Origin of the sequence: Streptomyces sp. NPDC015220 (genome assembly GCF_043079345.1) — a bacterium.
GTDB lineage: Bacteria > Actinomycetota > Actinomycetes > Streptomycetales > Streptomycetaceae > Streptomyces.
Map to the genome: position 1 here is coordinate 109,485 of NZ_JBIBUK010000005.1, position 24,199 is coordinate 133,683.

At 72.6% G+C, this 24,199-nt stretch carries 22 protein-coding genes and 1 tRNA gene; 12 read left to right on the forward strand and 11 right to left on the reverse strand.

Annotated elements, in window-relative coordinates:
- Positions 1-26 precede the first annotated feature (26 nt).
- The 3 genes from ACF061_RS14160 to ACF061_RS14170 all read left to right on the forward strand — a co-directional run bounded on the left by ACF061_RS14160 (position 27) and on the right by ACF061_RS14170 (position 2,456).
- Positions 27-1,556: an MFS transporter gene (locus tag ACF061_RS14160; protein ID WP_392267132.1), complete on the forward strand. Its 1,530-nt coding sequence runs from the start codon at positions 27-29 to the stop codon at positions 1,554-1,556.
- A 402-nt stretch (positions 1,557-1,958) separates the two neighbouring features.
- Entirely contained in the window at positions 1,959-2,093 is a 135-nt protein-coding gene (locus ACF061_RS14165; RefSeq protein WP_392267133.1) for a hypothetical protein, read from the forward strand.
- A gap of 111 nt (positions 2,094-2,204) precedes the next feature.
- Positions 2,205-2,456, forward strand: a complete 252-nt coding sequence (locus ACF061_RS14170) for a hypothetical protein (protein WP_392267134.1) — start codon at positions 2,205-2,207, stop codon at positions 2,454-2,456.
- A 139-nt stretch (positions 2,457-2,595) separates the two neighbouring features.
- Here the strand turns inward: ACF061_RS14170 and ACF061_RS14175 are convergent, their stop codons facing one another.
- The 3 genes from ACF061_RS14175 to ACF061_RS14185 form a co-directional block, all read right to left on the reverse strand.
- Positions 2,596-3,342: a DUF6227 family protein gene (locus tag ACF061_RS14175; protein ID WP_392267135.1), complete on the reverse strand. Its 747-nt coding sequence runs from the start codon at positions 3,340-3,342 to the stop codon at positions 2,596-2,598.
- A gap of 195 nt (positions 3,343-3,537) precedes the next feature.
- Positions 3,538-4,758, reverse strand: coding sequence for an Ig-like domain-containing protein (locus ACF061_RS14180; protein ID WP_392267136.1), 1,221 nt, complete (start codon positions 4,756-4,758; stop codon positions 3,538-3,540).
- 492 nt (positions 4,759-5,250) lie between these two features.
- Positions 5,251-6,294 (reverse strand): P1 family peptidase, encoded by a 1,044-nt coding sequence (locus ACF061_RS14185; protein ID WP_392267137.1) that lies wholly within the window; start codon positions 6,292-6,294, stop codon positions 5,251-5,253.
- Positions 6,295-6,376: 82 nt separating this feature from the next.
- On the opposite strand from ACF061_RS14185, the gene ACF061_RS14190 reads away from it, so the two are divergent.
- Positions 6,377-6,547, forward strand: a complete 171-nt coding sequence (locus ACF061_RS14190; protein WP_392267138.1) for a hypothetical protein — start codon at positions 6,377-6,379, stop codon at positions 6,545-6,547.
- Positions 6,548-6,605: 58 nt separating this feature from the next.
- On the opposite strand, the gene mscL is transcribed toward ACF061_RS14190, so the two are convergent.
- The 6 genes from mscL to ACF061_RS14220 form a co-directional block, all read right to left on the reverse strand.
- Complete coding sequence (mscL, locus tag ACF061_RS14195) at positions 6,606-7,064, reverse strand: large conductance mechanosensitive channel protein MscL (protein WP_392267139.1); 459 nt, start codon at positions 7,062-7,064, stop codon at positions 6,606-6,608.
- A gap of 54 nt (positions 7,065-7,118) precedes the next feature.
- Entirely contained in the window at positions 7,119-7,811 is a 693-nt protein-coding gene (locus ACF061_RS14200) for a hypothetical protein (protein ID WP_392267140.1), read from the reverse strand.
- Positions 7,812-8,114: 303 nt separating this feature from the next.
- Positions 8,115-8,957: an S-methyl-5'-thioadenosine phosphorylase gene (locus ACF061_RS14205; protein ID WP_392267141.1), complete on the reverse strand. Its 843-nt coding sequence runs from the start codon at positions 8,955-8,957 to the stop codon at positions 8,115-8,117.
- 129 nt (positions 8,958-9,086) lie between these two features.
- On the reverse strand, positions 9,087-9,416 hold the full coding sequence (locus ACF061_RS14210) for an FmdB family zinc ribbon protein (protein WP_392267142.1): 330 nt from the start codon (positions 9,414-9,416) through the stop codon (positions 9,087-9,089).
- A gap of 67 nt (positions 9,417-9,483) precedes the next feature.
- Positions 9,484-10,782, reverse strand: coding sequence for an MFS transporter (locus tag ACF061_RS14215; RefSeq protein ID WP_392267143.1), 1,299 nt, complete (start codon positions 10,780-10,782; stop codon positions 9,484-9,486).
- A gap of 485 nt (positions 10,783-11,267) precedes the next feature.
- Positions 11,268-12,779, reverse strand: a complete 1,512-nt coding sequence (locus ACF061_RS14220; RefSeq protein ID WP_392267322.1) for a potassium/proton antiporter — start codon at positions 12,777-12,779, stop codon at positions 11,268-11,270.
- Between the two features lie 212 nt (positions 12,780-12,991).
- On the opposite strand from ACF061_RS14220, the gene ACF061_RS14225 reads away from it, so the two are divergent.
- Positions 12,992-15,883: a penicillin acylase family protein gene (locus ACF061_RS14225; RefSeq protein ID WP_392267144.1), complete on the forward strand. Its 2,892-nt coding sequence runs from the start codon at positions 12,992-12,994 to the stop codon at positions 15,881-15,883.
- Positions 15,884-16,004: 121 nt separating this feature from the next.
- On the opposite strand, the gene ACF061_RS14230 is transcribed toward ACF061_RS14225, so the two are convergent.
- Positions 16,005-16,619 carry a 5-formyltetrahydrofolate cyclo-ligase gene (locus ACF061_RS14230; RefSeq protein WP_392267145.1) on the reverse strand — a complete coding sequence of 205 codons (615 nt, stop codon included), beginning with the start codon at positions 16,617-16,619 and terminating at the stop codon, positions 16,005-16,007.
- A 105-nt stretch (positions 16,620-16,724) separates the two neighbouring features.
- Here ACF061_RS14230 and galU point away from each other — a divergent pair, with 105 nt between their 5' ends.
- From galU to ACF061_RS14265, 7 genes are all read left to right on the forward strand, one after another.
- Positions 16,725-17,648, forward strand: a complete 924-nt coding sequence (galU, locus tag ACF061_RS14235) for a UTP--glucose-1-phosphate uridylyltransferase GalU (RefSeq protein WP_392267146.1) — start codon at positions 16,725-16,727, stop codon at positions 17,646-17,648.
- A 5-nt stretch (positions 17,649-17,653) separates the two neighbouring features.
- The gene (glp, locus tag ACF061_RS14240) at positions 17,654-18,976 is read left to right on the forward strand and encodes a gephyrin-like molybdotransferase Glp (protein WP_392267323.1); all 1,323 of its coding nucleotides are present in this window, start codon (positions 17,654-17,656) and stop codon (positions 18,974-18,976) included.
- An 85-nt stretch (positions 18,977-19,061) separates the two neighbouring features.
- Positions 19,062-19,595, forward strand: a complete 534-nt coding sequence (gene moaC / locus ACF061_RS14245) for a cyclic pyranopterin monophosphate synthase MoaC (protein ID WP_392267147.1) — start codon at positions 19,062-19,064, stop codon at positions 19,593-19,595.
- On the forward strand, positions 19,592-20,134 hold the full coding sequence (locus ACF061_RS14250; protein WP_392267148.1) for a molybdenum cofactor biosynthesis protein B: 543 nt from the start codon (positions 19,592-19,594) through the stop codon (positions 20,132-20,134). Before moaC ends, ACF061_RS14250 begins: the two co-directional genes overlap by 4 nt.
- A gap of 20 nt (positions 20,135-20,154) precedes the next feature.
- On the forward strand, positions 20,155-20,769 hold the full coding sequence (locus tag ACF061_RS14255) for a GNAT family N-acetyltransferase (RefSeq protein WP_392267149.1): 615 nt from the start codon (positions 20,155-20,157) through the stop codon (positions 20,767-20,769).
- Positions 20,770-21,071: 302 nt separating this feature from the next.
- A complete protein-coding gene (gene glpR / locus ACF061_RS14260) occupies positions 21,072-22,436 on the forward strand; it encodes a gephyrin-like molybdotransferase receptor GlpR (protein WP_392267150.1) in 1,365 nt (454 codons plus the stop codon).
- A 117-nt stretch (positions 22,437-22,553) separates the two neighbouring features.
- Positions 22,554-22,627, forward strand: a tRNA-Ala gene (locus tag ACF061_RS14265).
- Between the two features lie 475 nt (positions 22,628-23,102).
- Here ACF061_RS14265 and sbnB read toward each other — a convergent pair.
- Complete coding sequence (gene sbnB / locus ACF061_RS14270; protein WP_392267151.1) at positions 23,103-24,125, reverse strand: 2,3-diaminopropionate biosynthesis protein SbnB; 1,023 nt, start codon at positions 24,123-24,125, stop codon at positions 23,103-23,105.
- Positions 24,126-24,199: the final 74 nt, after the last annotated feature.

Consider the following 24,199-nt stretch of genomic DNA (forward strand, 5'->3'; position numbering starts at 1 on the left):
ACCTACTGGGTTCCTACCTTGGCCACATGTCCTCCAGCGAAACCCTTGTCAGCAGCTCAGCGCAGGCGGCCGACCGCCGCCGCTGGTTCGCGTTGGCGATCGTGATGACCGCGGCCTTCATGGACCTCGTGGACGTCACGATCGTCAACATCGCGATCCCGTCCATCCAGCAGGACGCGGGCGCGTCCTTCAGCCAGATCCAATGGATCACCGCCGGTTACGCCCTCGCCTTCGCGGCCGGGCTGATCACCGGCGGCCGGCTCGGCGACATTCACGGCCGCAAGCGGCTGTTCCTCGTCGGCATCGGCGGCTTCACCCTCGCCTCCGCGCTGTGCGGGTTCGCCGCGAGCCCCGAGATGCTGGTGGCCTCCCGCATCCTCCAGGGCGGCATGGCGGCGATGATGGTCCCGCAGGTGCTGTCGATCGTGCACGCCACCTTCCCGGCGCACGAGCGCGGCAAGGTCTTCGGCCTGTTCGGTGCGATCGTCGGCCTGGGCGCGGTCTCCGGCCCGCTGCTCGGCGCGCTGCTGACGCAGTGGAACCTGTTCGGTCTGGAATGGCGCCCGATCTTCCTGATCAACCTGCCGGTCGGTGTCGTGGCGTTCCTCCTCGGCAGCCGCTTCATCACCGAGTCGCGGTCCCCGCGTGCGATGAAGCTGGACCTGGTGGGGGTCGGCCTGGTCACGCTGGGCCTGCTGATGCTGCTCTACCCGCTGACCCGGGGCCGCGAGCTGGGCTGGCCGGCGTGGGGGTACGTGTCGATGGCGGGCGCGCCGGTGGTCTTCGCGGCGCTCGTGGTGTTCGAGCGGCGGAAGGCGGCGCGGGACGGTTCCCCGCTGGTCGAGCTGTCACTGTTCAAGGTCAAGAGCTTCGCCGCCGGCATCGCGGTGCAGACGGTCTTCGGGGTCGCCCTGGGCGTCTTCTTCCTGGTATGGACGCTCTACATGCAGATCGGCCTGGGCTGGAGCCCGCTGCGGGCCGGCCTGACGGGCGTGCCCTTCTCGGTCGCGGTGTCCGTGGCGGCCGGGCTGTCGGTGCAGAAGCTGGTCCCGCGGTTCGGCCGCAAGGTGCTCCAGACGGGCGCGCTGCTGATGGCGGTCGGCGTCCTGCTCTACATCTGGGAGTCCGACCACTTCGGCCTGCGCATCACCCCGTGGCAGATGGCGCTGCCGCTGGTCGTGATGGGCGTGGGCATGGGGCTGATCGTCGCCCCGCTGACGGACGCGGTGCTGTCGGAGGTACCGCGTGAGCACGCCGGTTCGGCGTCCGGCCTGATCAACACGGTGCAGCAGATGGGCAACGCGCTGGGGCTCGGGCTGGTGTCGGTGGTCTTCTTCGGCGTCGTCGGCGACCGGCTGACCCCGGCCCAGGTGGGACCGGCCTTCGTGAACGCCTTCCAGCACGCGCTGGTGTGGGTGGCGGTGGTCCTCGGAGCCATCTTCGTTCTGATGTCCGCGCTGCCGAAGCGGCCGGCCCAGCACATGGAGGGCGCCGGTGCGGAGACCGGTGCCGAGACGGCTCCGACGGGGCAGCGAGAGCCCGAACTGGTCGCCTGAGCAGGTGAGGTGAGGTGAGGGCCCGGCGGCCGATGGCGCGCCGGGCCCATCGTCATGCCGGCCCCACGCTCGGACGCATGGCGGACCGTCCACGGCGGGCAAGGGGAACAGCCGCCCACGGCGGGCCGTGGAGGCCCGTACGCGGCGGGCCGCGGGGGCCCGTGCGAGGCGGGACACGAAGACCCCCGTACGCGGCGGGGCGTGGGAGACCGTTCGCGGCGCGGCGGGGCGTGGCAGCCCGTGCGGCATCGTGATGCCGTCGGCGTCGGCGTCGGCGGGCGGCGTGCTCGCCGGCGCTCTGTCGATGACGTGCGGCGCGACGCAGCACGCTCCGCACGGAGGCGTCCTCGTGGTCCCGCCGAACGGCGGCCCGCCCTCTGCCTGATCCCCATCGCGGCGGGTGTGCGCACGACCACCGTCCTGGTGGTCGCCCTCAAGGCGCTGCGAGGGCCCACGCCGGGCGCCGCGGGGACAGGGCGGGACGGCGCGGGCGTGCGGTCGGCGTCGGCGGACCGCACGCAGCCGGTCGCGGTGTGAATCCCGCGATCCGATCAGGTCGCTTTGGGGTGCTGTGAGTAGTTCACGTCACCTGCGAGATACGTCACGGTCCGGGGCCAACGTCCCGGACCGTGGTGTTCACTTGAAGACATGCCTGAGCACGTCTCGATCCTGATGTGGTTCGGCGTGGCCGTGCCCGCCGCTCTGATCATCGCCTGCGCCATCGTCCTCGCCGGTTACCGGTACGGCCTCCGGCTCGAGATCCGCCGACGCCGTCCCGCGCAGCGACTGGCGGCCGTCCCGCCCCAGCGCACCTCCGGCCCGCATCGGGAGTACGTGGAACTGTCGGCGGCGGAACGGGCCGCCTTCGCGGGCCTTATGCGGCAGCTCGGCGACGGCTGAACCACCGCCCGGACCGAGCCCCGTCACGGCGGTCCGCCCACGAGGCCCAGGACGCCCGCGAGCTTCTAGAACGCCCACGAGGCCCAGGACGCCCGCGAGCTTCTAGAACGCCCGCGTGACCCAGGACGCCCGCGAGGATCTAGGACGTCTGCGAGGCCCGCCGCTCCATGGCGTCCCGGGCCGCGTCCTCCGTCGCGTACACCTCGCACATGTGGCGTCCGTCGGGGGTCGCCGTGTGCTCGACCTCCCACAGGGAGACCTCCATGCCGTCGCTCAGCAGGAACGCGTGCTCGTAGAGCGTGAAGCACAGCCCGGCACGGCCCGCGCGGCAGGGACGGCCGAACGCCTGGGTGATCCGGTGCCCGGACGCCGTCGCCAGCAGCGAGACGACATCCGTGCCCGGCCGGTCCGCGTTCTCCGCCCGCCGCAGCAGACGGCGCGCGTGGTCGGCCGAGTCGTCCGGGGCGTATGTGGGCCGCGACTCGGGCAGCGACGCCAACTGCACCGGCACCGGCAGCTCGAAGTCCGGCGAGTCCGGCGGGAGCGGCAGCCGGACGGTGGCCGTGCGCAGTTCCTCCTCGTCGAGATACACCTCGTGCTGCGCCTCACCGCCCGGCACGGTGTTGTGCACCAGCTCCCAGAGGGTGAGGGCCGAGCCGTCGGCGAGCAGCCAGGTGTGCCGGTACGTCTCGCGGTGCAGTCCGGCGCTGTGGTGCGCGGAGCGCAGCGAGCCGTCGTACGCCAGCGCGCAGTCGAGCCGGCGTATGGTCTCGTCGGGCAGTTCGAAGGAGTTCAGCGCCCGGCCGAGGAGCCGCGCCAGGTGCTCCTCCGGAGACTCGGGCGACTCGCGTGGTTCGTACGCGGCCGTCTCGTACGGAACGCTCAAGGTTTCTCCCGGCGTTGCTGCATGTCACCTTGTGGGTGCATACCGTAGCCCCTCGGTCGGACATCGTGACAGGGAACCGAGAAAACGTCTGCCGGAAAAACGGCCGGGCCGCGCGAGAAGTTCCCGCACGGCCCGGCGATTCGTCAAAATCCGCTGCTCAGAGGCGTTTCGTGGCCCGTGAGCCGAACGGGGCGGTCAGGCCGCGCTGCCGGCGGTCCACTCGCTCCACGACATGTTCCAGCCGTTGAGCCCGTTGTCCGGGGTGACGGTCTTGTCGGGGGAGTTCTTCACGACCACCACGTCGCCGATGAGCGAGCTGTCGTAGAACCACTTGGCGGGGGTGTCGCCCTGGGCGCCGCGCACGTCCCTGAGGCCGACGCAGCCGTGGCTGGTGCCCGCGCTGCCGAAGGGCGGATTGCCCTGGTTGTACCAGTAGTTGCCGTGGATGAAGGTGCCGGAGGTCGTCAGGCGCATGGCGTGCGGCACGTCGGCGATGTCGTACTCGCCGCCCAGGCCGACGGTCTGGCTGTTCATCCGGGTCTGGATGAACTTCTCCGAGATCACCATCTTGCCGTTGTAGGTGGTGTGCTCCGGGCTGCCGGTGGAGACCGGGATCGTCTTGACCGTCTGCCCGTCCCGGACGACCGTCATGGTCTGCGTGTTGGCGTCCACCGTGGAGACCTGCGAGCGGCCGACCGTGAACGTCACGGTCTTCTTCTGCACGCCGTAGACGCCGTTCGCGCCCTGCACGCCGTCCAGGTCGATCTTCATCGTGACCTTGGAGCCGGCCTTCCAGTAGTCGTCGGGCCGGAAGTCGAGCCGCTGCGCGCCGAACCAGTGGCCCACCACCTGCTGGCCGCTGCTGGAGGTGACGGTGATGTGCGACTGGACGGTCTTCTTGTCGCTGATCGCCTTGTCGAAGGTGAACGACACCGGCATGCCCACGCCCACCGTGGTGCCGTTGTCCGGCGTGTAGGTGCCGATGAAGCTGTTCGCCGTGGTGACGGTCGTGAAGATGGAGTTGGCGGCGGCGGTGAGCCCGCCGGAGTCCTTCGCGGTCGCGGAGATCTGGTACTTGGTCCCGCGCTCCAGCTGCTCCTTCGGCTTCCAGACGGCGCCGTCCGCCGAGATCGAACCCGGTACCGCCTGGCCCGTCCCGGCCACGGTCATCTTCACGTCGGTGAGCTTGCCGTCGCTGACCTTCACGCCGGTGGCGTTGATCGACGCGCTCGTCGAACCGTCCTTGGCCGAGATGACGATCTTCGCCGAGGAGGTCTTCGGGGTCGACTTGCCGCCGCCCTTGCCGTCGTCGCCGGCCTTGGCGTCGCCACCGCATCCGGTGAGGGTCAGGGCGCCGACCACCAGGGCGGCACAGGCCCCAAGTACGCGCCGCGCTGCTATGTCCGGCGTTGTCACGGGCTGCTCCAGGTTCGTGTGAGGTGCGTGATCCACTCAGTGTGTGGGTGAAGAGGCGACCGGGCCCTCCCAAGGTTCCCGCCGACCGGCCGAAAAGCCCGCACGTGACAGAACCGGAACAATCGAAGGTCCGGTGTGACACACCGGCCGTTCCACCGACGGGGTCGGCGGCGGCAGTTGGTCCGCCCGGCGACCGGGAACGACAGCGACGAGCACCGCTTCCCGTCCGCCCCGGCTCTCATCGCCCGGGCCGAGATCCCCCCTTCCCGGACGGCCTGCCGGCGGCCTGCCGGCGGCCTGCTGAAACCCGCCGTCGACACCTCGCCTCCGCCTCGGCGGTTGCCGCCTCCACGGCTTCCGGACCCGACGGCTCCCGCGCGCCCGCTCCGGTCCGGTCCGGGCGGTTCCCGCCCCGCGCGCCCGCCCGGCTTCGGTTTCCGACGGCTCCCGCCCGCCCGCCCGGCTTCGGTTTCCGACGGCTCGGCTCAGGCCTCAGCGGCTCCCCTCGCCACGGGCCGGGTACAACTCCCCGTACGCCGGCCACGAACCGCCGGGTCCGGTCACCGGCTCGGCGGTGCGAACGGCGCGGACGATCGCGCGGGTCACGACGTCCGCGCCGGCCGCGAGGACGTCGTTCAGGTCGAGGGGCCGGCCGGTGCCGAGCGGGCGGGCGCCGGTGGCCAGCGCGAACACCGTGTCCCCGTCGTTGAGCAGGTGCACCGGCCGCACCGCGCGCGCGATGCCGTCGTGCGCCGTGCCGGCCAGCTTCTGCGCCTGTGCCTTGGACAGGTCCGCGTCGGTGGCGACCACCGCGAGCGTGGTGTTCAGCGGAGGCGGTGCGTTGCGTGCGGCGGACTGCGCGAGCCGCCGGCGCGCGGCCCGGTGCGTCCGAGCGTCGGGATACTCCACCCGGCCCTGGAACAACTCCCCGTACAGCACGCCCGTTTCGGGGTCCACCGCCGAGCCGGCCGCGTTGGCCACCACCAGTGCCGCCACCGTGACACCCGAGTCGAGCACCGTGCTCGCGGTGCCGACGCCGCCCTTGACCGGTCCCACGGCCGCTCCCGTGCCCGCGCCGACGCATCCTTGTGCCACGGGTCCGCCCGGCTCGCTCGCGGCGGCGGCCTCGACCGCCGCGCGTCCGGTGGCCGCGTCCGGGCGGGCCTGGAAGTCGCCGCCCCGGCCCAGGTCGAAGACACAGGCGGCGGGCACGACCGGCACCACATGGGTCGGTTCGGGGCCGACCCGCACCCCGCGCCCCCGCTCCTCCAGCCAGGCCATCACCCCCGACGCGGCGTCCAGCCCGTACGCGCTGCCACCGGTCAGCACCACCGCCTCCACCGTGCGCACCAGATTGCGCGGATCGAGGGCGTCGGTCTCCTTGGTGCCGGGCCCGCCCCCGCGCACGTCGACGGCGGCGACCGCGCCGCCCTCCGGCGCCAGTACGACCGTCGTCCCGGTCAGCCATCCGTCGCCCCTGCGCGTGGCGTGCCCCACGCGCACACCGGTGACGTCCGTCAAAGCGTCAGCTGTCATGGGGATCAGTCTTCCCGCGTCCCGCACCCCGGCGCCCGGTCACGGGCCGCGCCCGCCGCGAGGAGGACCGTACCCTTGAGCCATGAGTACCGCCACCGAGCCGCACGATCCGAAGAACGCGCTGATCTTCGACGACCCGCTGAGCCAGCAGTCCACGGACGACACCGACCGGGGCTGGGGCGAACGTCCGGACGGCGACGCCGCCGCCGATCTCAAGCGCTTCCTCGACGAGAAGCCGCCGCACCACCTCTGAGGCCGGCGGAGCCGCCGGGCCGCTGCCGTGGCCGCTGTCGCCGGCCGGCCGGTGCGGGCTACCGCCCCCCGGTCTGGGACTCGCGTCGCGCGACCAGCTCGTCGCGGATCTCCTGGAGCACCTGGATCTCGGTCACCTCGACGGTCTCATGCGTGCCTGTCTTCGCCTTCCGGCGGGCCTCCTGCCGGGCCAGGAACTTGGCCATCGGCAGGACCATCAGGAAGTAGACCACCGCCGCCGTGATCAGGAACTGCAGCGTGGAGCCGAGAACGGAGCCCCACATGATCCGGATGCCCTGGTCGCCCTGGCAGGTCGAACTCAGGCACGAGCTGTAGTGATCCAGGTTCTTGGTGCCGATCGCCCCGACGACCGGGTTGATCACACCCTTCACCACCGAGTTGACGATGTTGGTGAAGGCCGCGCCGACGACCACCGCGACGGCCAGATCGACGACGTTCCCGCGCATCAGGAAGGCCCTGAAGCCCCGCCAGACGCTCGGGTCCTGCTTGTTGCTCACGGGGTTCCCTTCTGGGTGGCTGCTTGTCGGACAAACAGCCACCCAACCTACGGGTCACCACAAGATCACCGCCAACCGAGTGGTGGAACTCACCCCGGCCAGCCGCGCGGCGGTGGTGATCGGCACGGTGAGCGCGATCAGGGCTCCGTCGCCCGCCTGGCCGTCGCCCGGGTCGGCCGCCGGCGGCGGCACCTTCGCCACCCGCGCCCCGCGGGCCAGCACCCGCGCCGCACCGCCCGTCGCCGGATCCGCCGCGGCGATCACGTCGACCCGGTCGCCGGGGCGCAGCAGCCGCACCGTGGCCGCGTCGGCGATGCGCACGGGCGCGGTCACCGTCCGCGGCGCGCCCGCGCCGCGGCTGCCCGCCGGGCCCGGCGGCACGTCATGCGAGGGCGCGTCGAGCAGGGGCGTGTCGTCCGGCGGTGTGTCCGCCGCCGGCACCGGGTGCGCCCGGGCGGGCCCGCCGCGCGGCGGATCCGCCGCGTGCCGTGGTCCCGCGGCCACCAGCGCGGCCGCCGTGACGGCCAGTCCGGCCGCCACGGCCCGCCTGCGGTGCCGTACCAGCCGGTGCCACCGGTGCCGTCCACCGCGCACCCGCACCGGCGCGAAGTGCGGCACCTCGCACGTGGCCGGGGCGTCGGCGCCGGGCGGGTACGGAGCCGGGGCCGGGGGGAGGGCGGAGGGGAAGGAGGAGGGCGTGCGCGAGGGGAAGGGGGGCGGAGACGGGAACGAGGGCGACTGGGACACGAGGACCACCACCTGCGGGTGCGGGACCGGCGACCGGCTTGCGATGCCACGATGAGGCATCGCGCCGAGGCTCGCCGGAGCCCGTGCGTTACTCGCGGGTTGTGGACAACCCCGTCACCCGAACGTGAGGTTCCGTCCCGGTCTCCGCCACGGCAGCGCGAACGCCGGGTGCCGTGCCGGTCTCCGCCACGGCAGCGCGAACGCCGGGTGCCGTGCCGGTCTCCGCCACGGCAGCGCGAACGCCGGGTGCCGTGCCGGTTGCCGCTACGGCAGCGCGAACGCCGGGTGCCGTGCCGGTCTCCGCTACGGCAGCGCGAACCCCGGGTCCATCCCGCCCAGCGCCGTCGCGCACGGGCAGTCCCGCGCCTCGCCGGCGGGCAGCGCGGCCACCGCGTCGAACAGCACGCCCCGCAGCCGTTCCACATTGGCGCCGAACACTCGGAGCACCTCCTCGTGCGAGACGCCCTCGCCGCTCTCGGCGCCCGCGTCGAGGTCGGTGACCAGCGTCAGCGAGGTGTAGCAGAGTTCCAGCTCACGGGCGAGCGCGGCCTCGGGGTGGCCGGTCATGCCCACCACCGACCAGCCCTGCGCCCGGTGCCACAGCGATTCGGCGCGGGTCGAGAAGCGCGGACCCTCCACCACGACCAGCGTGCCGCCGTCGACCGCCTCCCAGTCCCGGCCGCGCGCCGCCTTCAGCGCCGCCGCCCGGCCGGCGGGGCAGTAGGGGTCGGCCAGGGAGACGTGCACCACGTTGGGCAGGGTGCCGTCGGGCAGCGGCAGCCCGTCGAAGTAGGTCTGCTCCCGGGACTTCGTACGGTCGGCGAACTGGTCCGGCACCAGCAGTGTGCCCGGCCCGTACTCGGGGCGCAGGCCGCCCACCGCGCAGGGGCCGAGGACCTGGCGCACGCCCACCGAGCGCAGGGCCCACAGGTTGGCCCGGTAGTTGATGCGGTGCGGCGGAAGGTGGTGGCCGCGGCCGTGCCGGGGCAGGAAGGCGACCCGCCGGCCGGCGACCTCGCCGAGGAACAGGGAGTCGCTGGGGGCCCCGTACGGCGTGTTCACCTGGACCTCGGTCACGTCGTCGAGGAACGAGTAGAACCCGGACCCGCCGATGACACCGATCTCTGCGCGCTCTGTGTTCGCCATGGCCAGCACACTAGGCCCTGTGGTCGAGGTCCCGCGTGCCTCCGGGGGCCAGGGCGGCGGATCCGGCTGCCCGCGGACACGCCGAGGACCCCGCCGTCCTGTGACGGGCGGGGTCCGGGAAGCGGAACGTCAGGCCGCGGAGCTGCCGGCCGAGCTCGTGGACGCCGAGGACGACGAGGAGCCGCTCGACGACGAGCCGCTCGACGACGAGCCGCCCGTGCTCGACGTGGACGAGGAGCTCGACGACTTCGCCGACGACGCCGGGCTGCTGCTCGACGAGGAGCCGCGGCTGTCGTTGCGGTAGAAGCCGGAGCCCTTGAAGACAATGCCGACCGCGGAGAACACCTTCTTCAGGCGGCCACCGCAGTTGGGGCACTCGGTGAGCGCGTCGTCGGTGAATTTCTGCACCGCCTCGAGGCCCTCGCCGCACTCGGTGCACTGGTACTGGTAGGTGGGCACTGTCTTCCTCCTGGCACTCTCACTCGATGAGTGCTAACGACGATCCATAGTGACGTATTCCGTGGCGTCAGTCCACTGCGACGGGTTCGCGGTGACCGACGCCACGTGCCACGGTGCGCCCGCCGGTCCGGGTGGCGAGCCGCGAACGCAGCGTCACGAGGGTCAGCAGGGCGAGCACGGTGCCGGCCATCGGCACCAGGAATCCGGCGCCACCCCACAGCCGGTCCTCGAGCTGTCCGGCGACCGTGACGGCGGCGGCCTGCCCCAGCGCGACCGCGCCCGTCAGCCAGGTGAACGCCTCGGTGCGGGCGCCGGCCGCGACCAGTCCCTCGACCAGGGTGTAGCCGGTGATCAGCGCGGGTGCGATGCACATGCCGACGACGAGGCCGAGCGCGGCCAGCAGCAGTACGGAGTGGGCCGTCCACAGGGCCGACGCGGTCAGCGCCAGGGCCGTGTAGCCGACCAGGAGGCGGCGGCGCGGGGCGACCTTCCAGGCGATGGCGCCGCACACGATGCCGGAGAGCATGTTGCCCGCGGCGAACGTCCCGTACAGGACGCCGTTGAGGCCGGGTTCGCCGATCGACTCGGTGAACGCGGCCAGCGAGACCTGCATGCCGCCGAAGACCGTGCCGATGCCGAGGAAGGTCACCACCAGCACGCGCACCCCGGGGACGCCCAGCGCGGAGGCGTGGGCCGCGCGCGCCTGCCCGCCGCCCGCGGCGACGGGCGGCTGGGTGCGCTTCTGCGCGGCGAACAGCAGACCGCCGACCAGGGTCAGCGCGGCCTCCGTGAACAGACCGGCCGCCGGAGCGACGGCCGTGCACAGGGCGGTGGCCAGCAGCGGGCCGAAGACGAAGGTCAGCTCGTCGGTGACCGACTCGAAGGCCGCCGCGGTGGAGGCCAGGGGCGAGTCCTTCAGGATCACGCCCCAGCGGGCCCGCACCATCGGACCGATCTGCGGCACCGAGGCGCCGGTGGGCACGGCCGCCGTGAACAGCGCCCACAGGGGCGCGTGCGACAGGGCGAGCGCCGTCAGCGTCAGCCCCGCCAGGGCGTGCACCAGGACGCCGGGGAGCAGGACGGCGCGCTGTCCGTAGCGGTCGGCGAGCCGCCCGCTGTAGGGCGCGAACAGGGCCATGGCGACGCCGGTGACGGCGGCGGTGGCGCCCGCGGCGCCGTAGGAGCCGGTGGTGTGCTGCACGAGCAGCACGATCGAGATGGTGAGCATCGCGAACGGCTGGCGTGCCGCGAAACCGGGGACCAGGAACGTCCAGGCGCCGCGAGTGCGCAGCAGCTGCCCGTACCCCGGGCGGGAGGGTGCCGTCGAGGTCTTCGCGGGGTCGGTGGTGGTGACCGCGGATCCCACGGCCCGGCCTTTCTGCCGCCTGGTAGCGCCGCCCCTGGTACGGGCGCGCCGAGAGCTGTCCTCTTGCGCGGACTGCGGTAGATGCCGGTGCCCGTAAAGGGGGTGACCCGGCCGCCATACGGTCGCGCCAGCTCTGCGTCAGGCAGAGTTGGTTCGATCAGGGTGAGCCTTCATCGTACAGCGGCCGCCGGCTCGTGCACCTGTGAAAACGAGCACCGCGACCGCCGTACGCCTGGGATCGGTACGGCTGCGAGCCGTACCGGGCGCGGGCTCGACGCACCCGTCGGGCACGGGACGGGCGCGTGCCGCCGGCGCCCGGTACGGCATCCGCACGGCGTCCCGCGCCGACTCGTCCGGCGTCCGCGCCGCGCCAATCGCTCGGGTCCGTGCGCCGCGGTACTCGTCCGGGTCCGTGCGCCGCGCCGCTCGCCCGGCGTCCGCGCCGCGGCACTCGCCCGCACTGGGGCCCGCGCCGCGGCGTGCGGCTAGCGGGTGCCGCCGGCGCCTGCGCCGTTCGCGCCCAGCCAGTCGGCGAGCTTGCCGCCCCGGCCGACCGCGCGCAGCCGGCGTTCGGCCGCCTCGCGTACGGGGTCGGTGGCGACCACGAGGAGTTCGTCGCCGCGCCGCAGGACCGTCGTGGGCAGAGGGACAAACGATTCTCCCTCGCGGACGACCAGGGTGACGGCGGATCCGGAGGGCAGCCGCAGCTCGTTGATCTCCACTCCGTGCATCCGCGACCCCTCCGGGATGGCGACGGACAGCAGGTGTCCGCGCAGCCGCTCCAGCGGCGCCGACTCGATGCCGAGGTCGGCGGGCCCCTCGTTCTCGCCGAGGCGCAGCTTGCGGGCGAGCCAGGGCAGGGTCGGGCCCTGGACCAGGGTGTACACCGCGACCAGGACGAAGACGATGTTGAAGATGCGGCGGCTGGTGTCGACGCCGTTCACCATGGGGATGGTCGCCAGGATGATGGGGACGGCGCCGCGCAGTCCGGCCCAGGACATAAGGGTCTGCTCCTGCCAGGGCACCCGGAACGGCAGCAGGCTGAGCAGCACGCTCAGCGGTCGGGCGACCATGGTCAGGACCAGGCCGATGACCAGGGCGGCCCAGATGTCGTCGACGAGGTCGTGCGGGGTGACCAGCAGGCCGAGCAGGACGAACATGCCGATCTGGGCGATCCAGCCGAGCCCCTCGGCGAAGCCTCGGGTGGCGGGCCAGTGCGGCAGCTTGGCGTTGCCGAGCAGCATCGCCGCCAGGTAGACCGCGAGGAAGCCGCTGCCGTGCGCCAGCGCGCCGGCGGCGTAGGCCGCGACCGCGATCGCCATCACGGCGATCGGATAGAGACCGGAGGCGGGCAGGGCGACGTGCCTGAGACCCCAGGCGCCCAGCCAGCCCACCGCGAGGCCCACGGCGGCGCCGATGGCCAGCTCCAGCGCTATCTCGCCCGCCAGCACGTACCAGTGTTCGACCGGACCGGCCGTGGAGAAGGCGACGACCAGGATGACCACCGGGGCGTCGTTGAAGCCGGACTCGGCCTCCAGCGTGCCGGTCACGCGCGAGGGCAGGGGGACGCGCCGCAGCACCGAGAAGACGGCCGCGGCGTCCGTCGAGGACACCACGGCGCCGATGATGAGCGCCTGGCGCCACTCCAGTCCGACGAGGTAGTGGGCGCCGGTCGCGGTGACGGCGACGCTGACCCCGACCCCGACCAGCGCGAGGACGGAGGCGGACGGCAGGACCGGCCGTATCTCCTTCCACTTCGTGCCGAGGCCGCCCTCGGCCAGGATCACGACGAGGGCCGCGTAGCCGATGACCTGGGTCAGCTCGGCGTTGTCGAAGTGGATGTGGCCGAGGCCGTCCTGGCCCATGACGATGCCGATCCCCAGGTAGACGAGCAGGCTGGGGAGCCCGCTGCGCGAGGAGATCCGGACCGCTGCGACGGCGACGAGCAGGACGAGGGCACAGGCGAGCAGGAGCTGGTTGAGGTGGTGAACAGTCAGTGGCGGATCCTTCCCCGAGTTCTCCGCAGTCTCCGGTTACTTCGTTACCTTACCTAACTCTTGACGCTTTCTTGACGCTTCCCGGAGCAATATCGAACGCCCGTCCGCGGCCGGGACCCGACTCCGAGTCAAGCGGTATCGGCCCCTGCGCCTATGGTTGCTCCAGCACTCCAGGACCGCCTGCCGCTCGCGTTAGGACAGCAAGGACAGCGATGCCCCCCAACACCACCGCCTCAACGGGTCGCAAGCCCGGCAAGTCCGGCAGGAAGAAGGGGCGAAAAGCCCGACTGATCGTGCTCGTCCTGGTACTGGCCATCATCGGAGGCGTCGCCTACGGGGCCTACTGGTCCGTCAGCACCGTTCGCGCCTCCTTCCCGCAGACCAAGGGCTCGGTCACGCTCCAGGGCCTGTCCGGGCCCGTCGACGTCAAGCGGGACGGCTACGGCATCCCGCAGATCTACGCCGACTCCGCCGAGGACCTGTTCATGGCGCAGGGCTACGTCCAGGCCCAGGACCGGTTCTACGAGATGGACGTGCGCCGGCACATGACCTCCGGGCGCCTGTCGGAGATGTTCGGCTCGGGCCAGGTCAAGAACGACGAGTTCCTGCGCACCCTGGGCTGGGACCGGGTCGCCAAGGAGGAGTACGACAAGAAGCTGTCGGCCTCCACCAAGAAGTACCTCCAGGCGTACTCGCAGGGCGTCAACGCCTACCTCAAGGGCCGCGCCGCCAAGGACATCTCCCTCGAGTACGCGGCGCTGGGCCTCACCAACGACTACACGCCCGCCCAGTGGACCCCGGTCGACTCGGTCTCCTGGCTGAAGGCGATGGCCTGGGACCTGCGCGGCAACATGCAGGACGAGATCGACCGCGCCCTGATGACCAGCCGCCTCGGTCCCAAGCAGATCAAGGACCTGTACCCGGACTACCCGTACAGCCGGAACAAGCCGATCGTCACTCAGGGCCAGTACGAGGAGCTCACCCAGACGTTCCAGGGCGGCGACGGCGGGACCACCACGGGGTCGTCCGGCTCGGGCACCTCCACCGGCACGTCCGGCTCGGGCACCTCGACAGGGACGTCCGGCACCGGCACGTCCGGGACCGGCACGACCGGCACGGGAACCGGCACGACCGGCACCGGCACGACCGGCACGGGAACCGGCACGACCGGGACCGGCACCGGCACCGCCGGGTCGTCCGGCTCGGGCGTGCAGGGTCAGCTGATGGGCCTGCGCGACGTCATGCAGGACCTGCCCGCGGCCGTCGGCGTGAACGGCGACGGCATCGGCTCCAACTCCTGGGTGGTCGGCGGGAAGTACACCATCACCGGCAAGCCGCTGCTCGCCAACGACCCGCACCTGGGCGCCGCGCTGCCCTCCGTCTGGTACCAGATGGGCCTGCACTGCCGCGCCGTCTCCGGCAAGTGCCCGTACGACGTCACCGGCTACACCTTCGCGGGCATGCCCGGCGTGGTCATCGGCCACAACCAGAACATCGCCTGGGGCCTGACCAACTCCGGCGCCGACGTCACCGACCTGTACCTGGAGAAGCTCAGCGGCGACGGCTACCTGCGCGACAACAAGACGGTGCCGTTCAAGACCCGTCAGGAGACCATCAAGGTCGCCGGCGGCCCGTCCAAGACGATCGTCGTCCGGGAGACCGAGAACGGGCCCCTGCTGTCCGACCGCGACGACGAGCTGGTGCAGGTCGGCAAGAGGGCCACCGTCAACACCGCGGCGCCCGACCGCGGCGACGGCTACGGCATCGCGCTGAAGTGGACCGCGCTGGAGGCGGGCACCACCATGGACGCCGTCTTCGCCATCGACCGGGCGAAGGACTGGAGCTCCTTCCGCTCGGCGGCGGCCCTGTTCGACGTGCCCTCGCAGAACCTGATCTACGCCGACAAGCAGAACAACATCGGCTACACGCTGCCCGGCCGGATCCCGCTGCGCGCCAAGAACGACGACGGCTCCGTGCCGGCGCCGGGCTGGGACTCCAAGTACGACTGGAAGGGCTACATAGACCAGGACGAGCTGCCCTACGAGTACAACCCCGAGCGCGGCTACATCGTCACCGCCAACCAGGCCGTGGTCGACCCGGACAAGTACCCGTACACGCTCACCACGGACTGGGGTTACGGCACCCGCAGCCAGCGGATCACCGATCTGATCCAGGCGAAGATCGACGGCGGCGGCAAGATCTCCACCGAGGACATGCGGCAGATGCAGATGGACAACAGCAGCGAGATCGCCAAGCTGCTGGTGCCCAAGCTGCTGAAGATCGACATCGGTGACAAGGACGTCCGCCAGGCGCAGAAGCTCCTGGAGGGCTGGGACTACACCCAGGACGCCGACTCGGCGGCCGCCGCCTACTTCAACGCGGTCTGGCGCAACATCCTCAAGCTGGCCTTCGGCAACAAGCTCCCCAAGGAGCTGCGGGCCGAGGACCAGTGCCTGTGGGTCGAGCCGGCCGGCAACACCGGACCGGTGGACGAGACCACCAAGGTCCGCGAGTGCGGCGAGCGCGACGCCGACCAGGCGCAGCCGGACGGCGGCGACCGCTGGTTCGAGGTGGTCCGCAAGCTCATGGACGACGAGAACAGCGACTGGTGGAAGACGCCGGCCTCGGGCACCCGTCCCAAGGCGGACAACCGCGACGAGCTGTTCGGCCGCGCCATGATCGACGCCCGCTGGGAGCTGACCGCCAAGCTCGGCAAGGACATCGACAGCTGGAGCTGGGGCAGGCTGCACCGCCTGTTCCTGAAGAACCAGACCCTGGGCACCGAGGGCCCCGGCTTCCTGCGGTACGTCCTCAACCGCGGCCCCTGGAAGCTGAGCGGCGGCGAGGCCGCGGTCAACGCCTCCGGGTGGAACGCGGCCGGCGGCTACAACGTGGTGTGGGTGCCGTCCATGCGGATGGTGGTCAACCTCGCCGACCTCGACAAGTCCAAGTGGATCAATCTCACCGGCGCCTCCGGGCACGCCTTCAGCGCCCACTACACCGACCAGACGGGCAAGTGGGCCAAGGGCGAACTGCTCCCGTGGGCCTTCTCGGCGGACGCGGTCGGCAAGAGCACGAGCGACACGCTGGTGCTGAAGCCGTGAGCCACTCCCGCGGCGGGCCGCCGGGTCGGTGACCCGCCGGCCCGCCGGGGCACGGTGACCGTGAAGGCCCTCCACGCGCGCGTGGAGGGCCTTCACCGTGCTGATCGCGTCCGGGGGCGGGTCAGGTGAAGCGGCGCACCCCCGAGGGCGTGACCACCGCCTGCACCGGCCGGTCGTGCGGCTCCTCGGGGACGTGCGCGACGACCTCGGAGTCGTACAGCAGGACCACGAGCGCGGGATGCGCGTCCGCCCGCTCCAGGCGGGCCAGGACACGGTCGTAGGAGCCGCCGCCGCGGCCCAGCCGCAGGCCGCGCGCGTCGACGGCGAGGCCGGGCAGCAGGACGGCGTCGGCGGCCGTCACGGCGTCCGGGCCCAGGCGCCGCCCGGCCGGCTCGAACAGCGCCATCCGCCCGCCGTGCTGCACGCGGGCGAGGGAGCCCTCCCCGGTGTAGGCGCCCCAGTCCAGGTCGTTGTCGGGCAGCAGGGCGGGCAGCAGGACCCGTACGCCCCGCTCGCGCAGCGCGTCGAGCAGGACGAGGGTGCCGGGTTCGGCGCCGACCGAGACGTAGGCGGCCACCGTGCGCGCCCGGGCCAGTTCGGGCAGCTCCAGCGCGCGCCGCGCCAGGGAGCGCGCCGCCTGGCGCACGTCGTCCACGGTCAGCCCGTTCCGCGCCGCGAGGAGCTCCCGCCGCAACGTCCGCTTGCCGGGTTCCGTCCTGCTTCCGATGTCACTCAAGGCCGTTTACGTACCTTTCCGCACATGTGCGTACTTATGCCTACTTACGGGCCAATAAACCCGAGTCGCGGATTCCCTGCAAAGGCAGCGGATATGGTGGCCGCCATGAGTCAGTCGCACCCCAGGATCAGCAAGGCTGTCATCCCCGCAGCCGGCCTCGGCACCCGGTTCCTGCCGGCCACCAAGGCCACTCCCAAGGAGATGCTGCCGGTCGTCGACAAGCCGGCGATCCAGTACGTGGTCGAGGAGGCCGTCTCCGCCGGCCTGAACGACGTCCTCATGGTGACGGGCCGCAACAAGCGGCCGCTGGAGGACCACTTCGACCGCAACTACGAGCTGGAGTCGGCCCTGGCCAACAAGGGCGACGCCGAGCGACTGGCCAAGGTGCAGGAGTCCAGCGACCTGGCGATGATCCACTACGTCCGCCAGGGCGACCCCAGGGGACTGGGGCACGCGGTCCTGTGCGCGGCCCCGCACGTGGGCGACGAGCCGTTCGCGGTCCTGCTCGGCGACGACCTGATCGACCCGCGCGACCCGCTGCTGGCCCGGATGATCGAGGTGCAGGAGACCTACGGCGGCAGCGTCGTCGCGCTCATGGAGGTCGAGCCCGAGCAGATCCACCTCTACGGCTGCGCGGCCGTGGCGGCCACCGAGGACAGCGACGTCGTCCAGGTGACCGGCCTGGTGGAGAAGCCGGAGGCCGCGGAGGCGCCCTCCAACTACGCGATCATCGGCCGGTACGTCCTCGATCCGCACATCTTCGACATCCTGCGCCGGACCGAGCCCGGCCGCGGCAACGAGATCCAGCTCACCGACGCCCTCCAGCAGCTCGCGCAGACGCATTCGGCGGCCGGCGACGCGGGCAGCGTCGGCGGCCCGGTGCACGGCGTGGTCTTCAAGGGCCGCCGCTACGACACCGGCGACCGCGGGGATTATCTGCGTGCCATCGTCAGACTCGCGTGCGAACGTGAGGACCTGGGCCCGGACTTCAGATCCTGGCTCAAGCGGTACGTAGCCGAGGAGATGTGACGACGTTGAGCAGCGCCGGGCACCACACCGACGACCCCGACCGCCTCTGGTCGGTGGACGAACACCTGGAGGACGTCCTCACCACCGTCCGCCCCCTCGAACCCATCGAGCTGCAACTGCTCGACGCGCAGGGCTGCGTCCTGGTCGAGGACGTCATGGTGCCGATCTCCCTGCCGCCGTTCGACAACAGCTCCATGGACGGGTACGCGGTGCGGGTCGCGGACGTGTCGGGCGCGAGCGAGGAGTTCCCGGCCGTCCTGGAGGTCGTCGGGGACGTCGCGGCGGGCGCGGCCGACCCGCTGGAGGTGGGCCCGGGGCAGGCCGCCCGGATCATGACCGGCGCCCCGCTGCCGCCCGGCGCCGAGACGGTCGTCCCCGTGGAGTGGACCGACGGCGGGCTCGGCGGGGGGCCGGTGAACGGGATGCGGGCGCGCAGCCTGTCACCGGAGGGCGCCACCGGGCAGGTGCGTGTGCACCGCCCCGCCGGGGACCGCGCGCACGTGCGCGCCACGGGCAGCGACGTGAAGGCCGGCGACCTCGCGCTGAGCGCCGGCACGGTCCTCGGACCGCCGCAGATCGCGCTGCTCGCCGCGATCGGCCGCGGCACGGTCCGGGTGCGCCCGCGCCCGCGGGTGGTGGTGATGTCCACCGGCAGCGAGCTGGTCCAGCCCGACGAGCAGCTGGGCGGCGGCCAGATCTACGACTCCAACAGCTTCGCCCTGACCGCGGCCGCCCGGGACGCCGGGGCCATCGCCTACCGCGTGGGCGCCGTCGCCGACGACGCCGAGGTGCTGCGCACGACCATCGAGGACCAGCTCGTCCGCGCCGACCTGATGGTCACCACCGGCGGGGTGAGCGTCGGCGCGTACGACGTGGTCAAGGAGGCGCTGTCGCGCTTCGGCGACGAGGACGTGCCGGGCGGCGGCGTGGAGTTCCGCAGGCTCGCCATGCAGCCCGGCAAGCCGCAGGGCTTCGGCACCGTCGGCTCCGACCACATCCCGCTGCTGGCGCTGCCCGGCAACCCGGTGTCGTCGTACGTGTCCTTCGAGCTGTTCGTCCGCCCGGTCATCCGCGCCCTGATGGGACTCGAGGACGTGCACCGGCCGACCGCCCGGGCGACCCTGGTGGCGGACAAGGCGCTGAGCTCGCCCGGGGGCCGCAGGCAGTTCCTGCGCGGGACGTACGCCGACGGCCGGGTGACCCCCCAGGGAGGCGCCGGGTCGCATCTGATCGCCGCCCTCGCCCGGGCCGACGCCCTCATCGTCGTGCCCGAGGACACCGAGTCGGTCGAGCCCGGAGCCGAGGTGGAGGTGGTCCTGCTCGGCTGACCCGTTCCGGTTGGCGGTACCGTGTCGCGCACAGCAGGCCCGCGCGCCGCACCGCGCCGGGCCCGGACCGGGAGCGCCACAGAGCATGACTACGCCGTCCCGGGGGCAGACCCCCGGACCCGTGCAGGACCGAGTGCAGGACAGTGTGCAGGACCGACTGACCCACATCGACGAGGCGGGCGCCGCCCGCATGGTCGACGTGTCGGACAAGGAGGTGACCGCGCGCACCGCCCGCGCCAGCGGCCGTGTCCTCGTCTCGCCCCGGGTGGTCGAGCTGCTGCGGGGCGAGGGTGTGCCCAAGGGCGACGCCCTCGCCACCGCGCGGATCGCCGGGATCATGGGCGCCAAGCGCACCCCGGACCTCATCCCGCTCTGCCACCCGTTGGCGGTGTCGGGTGTGAGACTGGACCTGTCGGTCGCGGACGACGCCGTGGAGATCACGGCCACCGTGCGGACGACGGACCGCACGGGTGTCGAGATGGAGGCGCTCACCGCGGTCAGCGTCGCCGCGCTCACCGTGATCGACATGGTCAAGGCGGTCGACAAGGGAGCGGTCATCACGGACGTCAGGGTCGAAGAGAAGACGGGCGGCAAGTCGGGCGACTGGAGCCGGACATGACACTCGACGGGCCGGCCGGCGGCGCACCGCGGGCGGCGTACACCGCGCTGGTGGTCACCGCGTCCAACCGGGCCGCCGCCGGGGTCTACGAGGACAAGGGCGGCCCGCTGATCGCCGACGGCCTCCGGGGCTTCGGCTTCGCCGTCGACGGCCCGCGGGTGGTGCCGGACGGCGACCCGGTGGAGGCCGCCCTGCGCGCGGCCGTCGAGGCCGGGTACGACGTCGTGGTCACCACCGGCGGCACCGGTATCTCGCCGACCGACCGCACGCCCGAGGCGACCCGCCGGGTGATCGACCACGAGGTGCCGGGCATCGCCGAGGCCATCCGGGCGTTCGGACGGGAGAAGGTGCCGACCGCGGCGCTGTCCCGGGGCCTGGCCGGGGTGGCCGGGCGGACGCTGATCGTCAACCTGCCGGGTTCCACGGGTGGGGTGAAGGACGGACTGGCGGTCCTGGAGCCGCTGTTGAGGCACGCCGTCGACCAGTTGCGCGGCGGCGACCACCCGAGGCCCGGCGCCGGCAGTGGGGGTGCGAGCTGAACAGCCCATCGTGGCCCGTGGTGCTCGCGGAGGGTGATGTCGTCCTCCGGCCGATAAAGCTGCGCGACCAGCGGGCCTGGCGCGAGGTGAACCGGCGCAACAGGGGCTGGCTGCGGCCCTGGGAGGCAACCATCCCGCCGCCCACTCCCGGCGGGCCGGTCACGCACCGGCCGACCTACCGCCAGATGGTGCGCCACCTGCGGTCCGAGGCGAACGCCGGCCGGATGCTGCCGTTCGTCGTCGAGTACCAGGGGCAGTTGGTCGGGCAGTTGACGGTCGCCGGGATCACCTGGGGATCGATGTGCTCGGGCCACGTCGGCTACTGGGTGGACGAGGCGGTGGCCGGCCGCGGGGTGATGCCGACCGCCGTGGCCCTGGTCGTGGACCACTGTTTCCGCACCGTGGGGCTGCACCGTATCGAGGTCTGCATTCGCCCCGAGAACGGGCCGAGCCGCCGGGTGGTGGAGAAACTCGGATTCCGCGAGGAGGGCCTTCGCCCGCGTTATCTCCACATCGACGGAGCCTGGCGCGACCACCTGGTCTTCGCGCTCACCGCGGAAGAGGCGCCCGACGGGCTGCTGAACCGCTGGCGGCGGACGCGCGCCCGGCGGGCGCCGAAGGGGAATCCGGCCTGACCGGCGCGGGCCGCCCGACCCACGCCCGCCGCTTGGAGGCGCGGGCTGAGCGAGGCGCGGCCGAACCGGTTCGAACCGGGCCGAAGCGGACCGGGGTGGCCGAGAGGGAGCGGGACGGCGGTCGGTACGGGCCAATTAATTGAATAAATGTTCGAATTGCAGCTCGTGGGGCATTGAATTCGCTCCCGGACGGTCCACTGATCGCACCGGTCGCAAAAAAAGTTCGAAATATCAGCCAGATCGTGCGACACACCGGCCCAATTGGCCGATGGCCTTGCGTAAACCCCTCTACGGTGTGAGGCGTGAGCAGCAGCGGCCTCATCTACGCAGTCATTGTCGGGGCCTGGGCCGCCTACTTGGTGCCCATGTGGCTCCGTAGGCAGGACGAGCTGAACGAAGCCCGTCCGACGGAACGCTTCAGCACCGCCATCCGGCTGCTTTCCGGACGGGCGGGGATGGAGCGCCGGTACGCCAGGGACCTCAGGGCGCGCTCCGCCGAGGAGGGGGAGTCCAGCGCCGTGCCGCCGGACGCCGTCACCGACTCGGTGGACGTCCGGGCCTTCGCCGTACCCCCGCCCCGTGCCGCCCGGCCCCAGGAGCGGGAACGGCCCCCGGCGCAGGGCCGGCCGGAGCCGGCGGTCGAGCGGGCCGCGGACCGGGCGGTCGACGGCCGGGCGGCCGACGACCGTGCGGCGCACGGCCGGGCGGAACCCGAAGCGCACGACCTGGCGGGAATCCCGGCGGCCGAGCCGGAGGTCGGCGCGGCGGTCAGGGGTGCGGCACCGGCGGACGAGGCCGCCGACGCGCCCGCGCGCAACCGGGTCCCGGCGGCCCGGCTCGCGCCCGGCGCGGAGGCGGCAGCGGCCCGCGCCCGGCGCTCGAAGGTTCTCGCGCGCCGACGGCGTACGACTGTTCTCCTCTTCATCGCCTTCACCCTGGGCGCGGTCGCCGCGGCCGTCGGCGGGCTCGCCTTCCTGTGGGCGCCGGGCGTGCCCGCGGTGCTGCTCAGCGCGTACATCGCGCATCTGCGGATCCAGGAGCGCCGTCGCTTCACCTATCAGATGGACCGCCGCCACGCCGAGGCCGCCGCGCAGCGGCTGCGGGAGAGCAGGCGCCAGCCGCGCCGGGGTTCCGCCCTGGCGGAGGACCCGGACGAACCGGAGGCGGCTTCCGAAACCGAGACGGACCCGGGCCTGTCCGCCCTCGCCGCCGACCGGCGCGCCCTGGTCGAGCAGACCGACCACGCCGAGTGGCTGGACCAGCAGCGCGAGCGCCGGCGCCGCCCCGGCCAGGGCGAGAGCTGGGACCCGGTGCCGGTGCCGCTGCCGACTTATGTGACCGCGCCGGTCGCCCCCCGGGCCACCTCCGACGTGGACCTCGGCGCACCGGACACCTGGAGCTCGGCGCGCTCGTCCTCCGTCGTCCCCGAGCAGGAGCCGGCCCCCGCCCCGACGGAGCCCCCGGCGGCGCCGGAGGGCGGCCGGCCGACGAACGGCCCGGCGGGGCCCCCGGACCCCGGTGAGCGCCCGGAGGACCGTACCGCCCCCGGCGGACGCGGTGACGCCCGCCGCCGCGCCGCCTCGGCCCGCCGCTCCCGCGAGCGCGGCCGCACTCCGCTCTTCGACCAGTACGAGGACGGCGACCGGCCGCGCGCGGCCAACGAGTAGCGGCCGGGCCGCTGCGGACACCCCATCAGGGCACCCCTTCGGGGACGCCCCGCTGACCAGCCCCGGAGCGGATTTCCAACCACCCGGATGGGGATGCTAGAGTTTCACTCGTTGCAAGGGCCTGTGGCGCAGTCCGGTAGCGCACCTCGTTCGCATCGAGGGGGCCAGGGGTTCAAATCCCCTCAGGTCCACGCAGCTCAAAGCCCCGGTCGGGATCTCCCGACCGGGGCTTTGACATGTCGCGCAGCGGCGAAGTACGGCGACTGCCTCGGATCCTGTTTTCGGAGACGCTCGCTCAGCCGCTCAGCCGCTCAGCCGCTCAGCCGCTCAGCCGCTCAGCCGCTCAGCCGCTCAGCCGCTCAGCCGCCCGGCGTGCGTGGTGCCCGACGAGTCGCTTCGGACGGGACGTGCGTGCACGGGCCGGCCAGAGGCGGGCCGGGGTGAGGGGCCGTGATCACTCGCGCCGAGGCGGCTGTGGTCCGGAAGCCGCTGAGCCGATCTCGGTGCCCGTCCGTCCCGGCGACGGCGTCGGACGGGGACGCTCGGTGACGGTACTCCGGACGTCGGCGCGGGCGCCGCACGACGGGGGCGCACGACGGGGGCCGCACGACGGGGGCCGCCCCCGGTCTTCGGGGGCGGCCCTCGTCGTGTGTGCGGGCAGGGGTGTCAGCGCTGCTGGGAGGGCCAGCGGGCGGTTTCGCCGAAGAAGTGGTCGATGGCGACCGCCTCGCCGGCCGCGCGGGCCTCGCGGTAGACGTGGAGGCCGACGGCGAGGTCCAGGACGCCCAGGCCGAACGGGGAGAAGATCACCGGCTTGTCCGTCCCGGTGGTCACCCGGCCGCGGATGTGCTGGGCCAGGGTGCCGGTGATGAACTCGCGGTTGCCGTACTTCTGCTCCGCCAGGTGCGGCGAGGTGTTCGCCTTCAGACAGTGGTCGACGTCGTCCAGGATGTTGTAGGCGTCGTGGATCAGCTCCGGCCCGATGTCCCGCAGCGAGATGTTGAGGATCACCTGGCCGGGCGCGAAGGAGTTGGCCTCCAGGACGTACGGCTCCCCGGCCGTCGTCGCGAAGACCACGATGTCGGCCTTGAGCAGGGCCACTTCGAGGCTCGGAGTGGTAGCGGCCTGGTAGCCGAGGTGCTCGGCGGTGTGCGCGGCCAGGGCCTCGGCGTACTCGGGCACCTGGTCGTGCACGGTCACCCCGCCCAGCTTCCAGCCCTGCGCGGCGAAGAACTCCAGGACGTTGCGGGCGATGATGCCGCCGCCGATCACCGACAGGTGGCCCGCCGTGCGCGAGCCGGTGAGCTGCTCGGCGGCCAGGACCGCGGAGGCCGCCGTGCGGGCCGCGCTGATCTGGGACGCCTCCAGCAGCGCGAACGGGTAGCCGGTCTCGTAGTCGTTGAGCAGCAGGGCCGCGGAGGCGCGCGGGATGCCGCTGTCGATGTTCCGGGGGAAGGAGCCGATCCACTTGATGCCCGCCACGTCGTGCTCGCCGCCGAGGTAGGCGGGGAGCGCGATGATCCGGGCCTCCGGCTTGTCGGGGAAGCGCAGGAAGTAGCTGTCGGGGTTGACCGAGTCCCCGTCGTCGTGGGCCAGGTACGTGGTGCGGACCTCCCGCACGATCTGGGGGCGCGAGCGGCTGATGACGTCCCGGGCCGTGGCACCGCCCACCACGCTGAACTCGAACACGGTTGTCCTCTCCGTAGTCTTCACAGTCTCGGTGATCTCCGCCGCCGCGGTGGCCGCGCGGCCCGGAACCCCCG

Bases quoted from the DNA above. Each gene is read 5' to 3' on its own strand.
- ACF061_RS14160 (WP_392267132.1), top strand. From the start codon at position 27: ATGTCCTCCAGCGAAACCCTTGTCAGCAGCTCAGCGCAGGCGGCCGAC.
- ACF061_RS14170 (WP_392267134.1), top strand. From the start codon at position 2,205: ATGCCTGAGCACGTCTCGATCCTGATGTGGTTCGGCGTGGCCGTGCCC.
- ACF061_RS14185 (WP_392267137.1), bottom strand. From the start codon at position 6,294: ATGACAGCTGACGCTTTGACGGACGTCACCGGTGTGCGCGTGGGGCAC.
- ACF061_RS14190 (WP_392267138.1), top strand. From the start codon at position 6,377: ATGAGTACCGCCACCGAGCCGCACGATCCGAAGAACGCGCTGATCTTC.
- ACF061_RS14205 (WP_392267141.1), bottom strand. From the start codon at position 8,957: ATGGCGAACACAGAGCGCGCAGAGATCGGTGTCATCGGCGGGTCCGGG.
- ACF061_RS14225 (WP_392267144.1), top strand. From the start codon at position 12,992: ATGCCCCCCAACACCACCGCCTCAACGGGTCGCAAGCCCGGCAAGTCC.
- galU (WP_392267146.1), top strand. From the start codon at position 16,725: ATGAGTCAGTCGCACCCCAGGATCAGCAAGGCTGTCATCCCCGCAGCC.
- moaC (WP_392267147.1), top strand. From the start codon at position 19,062: ATGACTACGCCGTCCCGGGGGCAGACCCCCGGACCCGTGCAGGACCGA.
- ACF061_RS14250 (WP_392267148.1), top strand. From the start codon at position 19,592: ATGACACTCGACGGGCCGGCCGGCGGCGCACCGCGGGCGGCGTACACC.